The 4,093-nt window shown below is 69.5% G+C and carries 3 protein-coding genes; 2 read left to right on the top strand and 1 reads right to left on the bottom strand.

The annotated features are described in order from the left end of the window. Window positions 1-1,661 (top strand): helix-turn-helix transcriptional regulator (locus EAO75_RS44600; RefSeq protein ID WP_148000843.1); only part of this gene is annotated, 1,661 nt, incomplete at its 5' end. Between the two features lie 354 nt (window positions 1,662-2,015). Continuing rightward, entirely contained in the window at window positions 2,016-2,375 is a 360-nt protein-coding gene (locus EAO75_RS44595; RefSeq protein ID WP_148000842.1) for a hypothetical protein, read from the top strand. A 619-nt stretch (window positions 2,376-2,994) separates the two neighbouring features. On the opposite strand, the gene EAO75_RS44590 is transcribed toward EAO75_RS44595, so the two are convergent. Next, the coding region (locus tag EAO75_RS44590; RefSeq protein WP_148000841.1) for a sensor histidine kinase at window positions 2,995-4,093 on the bottom strand (1,099 nt) is incomplete at its 5' end.

Below are 4,093 nucleotides of genomic sequence, written 5' to 3'. Positions count from 1 at the left end.
ACGACATCGCGGCCGAGCTCGACATCGCGGCCGCACGCACCCGCGACCGTGGCGACTGGACCGGCAGTTCGTCGCTGCTGACGCGCGCCGCGTCTCTGACGGCAGACCCGCCCGCCCGCGCCCGGCGTCTACTGGACGCAGCCGAGGCGAGTGCGGTGGCCGGGTCACCGGGACGAGCACAGGCATTGCTCGACGAAGCAGCGGTTCATCGACAGGACCGGCTGTACAACGGGCTGGCCCAGCGTGTCCAAGCGCGGATCCACCGTCTGACGGGTGCTCCGGCGGCAGCAACCGACGCCCTGCTGTCGGCGGCCAGGGAGCTGGGCCCGGTCGACATCCGCCTCGCCCGTGACATTCTCGTGGAAGCGCTCGTGCAGGCGCAGATCAGCGGTTCACTCGCACCGCCGGGCGCGTCTCGCCGCGGTGTGGCCGAGGCAGCTCGTTCGCTGCAACTGCCCGCCGGGTTGCCGGCCACGACGGGCGACGTGGTGCTGGAGGCCGATACCGCGGTCCATCTGGAAGGGCTGACCAGCGCGGCTCCGCGTCTGCAGCAGGCCATCAAGGCGGTACGGGAGGAGAAGCCGACGGCTCCCGAGCTGTTCCAATGGCTGGCCGCGGCCTGCGCACACGCGACCATCCTGGGTGACGACATCGCCCTGCACGAACTCGCTCGACGGTTGCATGCCGAAGCCACCCGCCGGGGCGCCGTCATCCCCATGGCCCTCGCTCTCAGCCACACGGCGCTCTCCGAGCTGATCGCCGGCCACATCGCCGAGTCCGAGCGCTTCTTCGACCAGCGTGCCGCGTTGGAGGAGGTGCGCGGCTCCCAGCAGGGTCTCGGAGCCCTCCTCGTCGCCGCGTGGCGCGGCCGGTTCGAGGAGGCCCGCACGCTCACGGAGGCTGTCCGGGAGCATGCCGCACGCACCGGACAGGGGTACCAGCTGGTCTTCCTCGACTACGCCCGGTGCGTGGTCGAACTGAGCCGGTGCCGCTACAACGAGGCCTACCTGAGCCTGGAAGGCCAGATCGGGGACACTTCTCAGGTCAAGTTCGCTCTCGTCGACATGGTCGAGGCAGCGTCACGCTCCGGCCGGCAGGACGAGGCATTGGACGTGCTGGACGACCTGTCCCGGCTGGCGGACCGGACACCCGTACCCGGCCTGCTGGGCGACCTCGCCCGCGCCCGGGCGCTGACCGCGCCCGACCCGTCATCGGCGGAGACCCTCTATCGGCTGGCGGTGCGCCATCACGAGGACGCCCGGGGCCCCTTGCGCCTGGCGCGCAGTCACCAGCTCTACGGTGAATGGCTGCGCCGGGAACGCAGACCGAAGGAGGCACGGCGCGAACTGCGCACCGCATACGAGCTCTTCGACGCGATGGGTGCTCTGGGGCACGCCTCCAGGACGGCACAGGAGCTTGCCGCGGCCGGCGCCACTCCCCCGACCGCCGCAAACGCCCCCGGCGGAGGCGACCGACTGACTCCCCAGGAAGCGCGCGTCGCCCGCCTCGCCGCCGGAGGTGCCACGAACGGGGAGATCGCAGCCCAGCTCTACCTCAGCGTGCACACCGTCGACTACCACCTGCGCAAGGTGTTCCGGAAGCTCGACATCCACTCCCGACGTGAACTGGCCGACCGTCGAGACCGCATCACCTCGGCATAGGAACATGGCTACGGGTCAGCACCCCAGCGTTGAGACGGCGTGACTCAACGAGGCCCGTTGGGACCCACAGTTCAGTTGCTGCGGCATGAAGCCGCCCGCCAGGGGATCGTCGTTTGTCCTGTCCTGCTTGCACCGGCTGCCCGGGGCGGCTCGGTGTCAGCACAAGTCGATCTCGCCRTCGCCGCCTGCGAGGTCTGCCTCGCCGCAACGGGCCCTGAAGCGGATCTTCAGAACGTTCAGCACTTCCTCAGCCGTCGGGAGCAAGAGTTTGCCTCGTACTCGATCCCGGTGGGACCGGGGGCCGGATTGACACCGGCTCCGCCGGGTCCCGCTGCTCACCAAGGAGCTGATCACATGAACATCCGAGGGCACCGTATCTCACGCCGTCGAGGCATGGTAACGGCCGGCGTCATGGCCGCCCTGCTCACCTCGGGCGGGGTTGCCGCGGCAGCGGCATCGGCCGACGGGAGCACCACCAAGCACGAAGGCGTAACAGTCTCCGAGGTCCCCGGCAACCCGCACCCGCACCCCATCGAGCCGGGCACCGTCGAGGAGTTGCCCGACGTCCCGGTCGGCGAGGGTGGCCACACCACGGGCGAGAAGACCTCGGTCATCGAGGTTCCCGGYGCGAAGCCGGAAAGCTGGGAGCCCGCCGAGGYCACTCCSSTCGAGGAGGCCCCCGTCGTCGTCGGCGAAGAAGGCACCACGGACTGACCTGACATGGTGACGCTTCCGGGGCGCCTTCAACGGTAGCCGGAGCACGCGGGCACCCGCAGGGTTGCCGAGCCGCATCAGGGAACGCTCGGCCGGGACTTCCCGGCCGAGCGTTTTCGGTATCCGCTGGCCCCGGCGCGTCGCCGTGCACGTTGCTGCAGGGACAGGCCGTAACAGTCGGCGGGCAACCGGAGCCGCATCGGGGCGTCCCACAGGGGGCGGCGGGGGCCGCCAGGTCGAAATCAATCTGGTAGCCGCACGGCCGTCGCGGACGACGACGTTTCCAGACACACATAGTTGTGGGACCGCGTCGGCCCGCCCTACGGGTCGGCCAGGTCTTCGAGCACGCGCAGGTGACGCGGAGAGTGTGAGCGGTGAGTGGGGCCTTGCGTTCCACGAGGGCACCGCGGCGGTCGATCACGCCCGGGTTCACCATGCCGCGGGCCGGCATTCGTTCTCTGGCGCCTCGCTCTCAGACGTCATGTCCATCATGCTGTCGTCACGGGGCGGCGCCGTCCATGTGAAGGCGGTCCCCAACATGCTGGGGCTTGATTGCTCACCTGGGCCTTCTCGCAAGGTGTGGCGGACTCCAGGTCACCGCGCTCGGTGTGCTCGGCGGTCAGGTGGTGCTCAGCTGTCGCTGCGTCGCGGGCAAGGGCAGAGTCAGGACCATGCGGGCACCGGAGCCTGTCGCGAGGGGTGCACCRGCCGCGAGGGTCCCCCCATGGGCGGTGGCGATGTCGCGGGCGATGGCGAGGCCGAGGCCGGTGCCGCCCTCGCTGCGGGTTCGCGCGTTGTCCAGACGGGTGAAGCGGTCGAAGACCCGCTCTCGGTCGACAGCGGGTATACCTGGGCCGTCGTCAGTGACCTCGACAAACAACTCGCGGTCGGTATGACGCACTTCGACGGTTACGCTGGCGTGGGCATAGCGCAAGGCGTTGTCCACCAGGTTCGTGAGAAGGCGGGCGAGTGCCGTGCGGCTGCCCGGGACGGTCTTGTCGGGGGCTGAGTCCGTAAGGAGGACCACGGGCTGGTGGGGGTAGCGTTCGGCGATCGTTTCTCGTACGAGGTCGGTCACGCTCAACGGTTGCAGATTCAGGGGCTGGCGCGCGTCCAGGCGGGCGAGAAGCAGCAGGTCGGCGACGATCTCCTCGAGACGTGTGGTGTCGTGGAGCGCCTCATGTCCGACGGTGGTCCATTCGGCGTGGTCGGGACGAGCCATGGCCAGCTCGAGCCGCGCCTTGAGTGTGGTGAGCGGGCTGCGTAGTTCGTGCGAGGCGTCCGAGGTGAAGGTTCGCAAACGCCCGACGGCGCGCTGCAGTTGATCGAGCGTGTCGTTCATCGTCTCGGCCAGCAGGGCGACTTCGTCACGTGAGTCGGGGACGGGGACACGCTGCTGGAGGCTGTGTGCGGTGATGTCGGCGAACTGGGAACGGATGCACTCGACCGGTCGTAGAGCCCGGCCCATGGCGTACCACGTCAGGCCGGCGACCACCACGACCAGCAGGGCAGTGACAGGGACCAACGCCCACGTCAGCGTGAGGACGGCGGTGTCGGCGGGAGCGAAGTTGGGAAAGGCCTGCACCACCACCAGCCCCGAAGCGGTGTCGACCTCGGCACTGACACCGCCGTCTGCGGGTTGGTCACCTGTGATCGGCGTTTCGGTCGTCGAGGTCCGAGGGACGGAGGTGCTGACTTCGGGCAGCTCGGCCTGTACC

Origin of the sequence: Streptomyces sp. UW30 (assembly GCF_008042075.1) — a bacterium.
Classification (GTDB): domain Bacteria; phylum Actinomycetota; class Actinomycetes; order Streptomycetales; family Streptomycetaceae; genus Streptomyces.
This window is presented reverse-complemented; position numbering and strand designations above follow the sequence as displayed.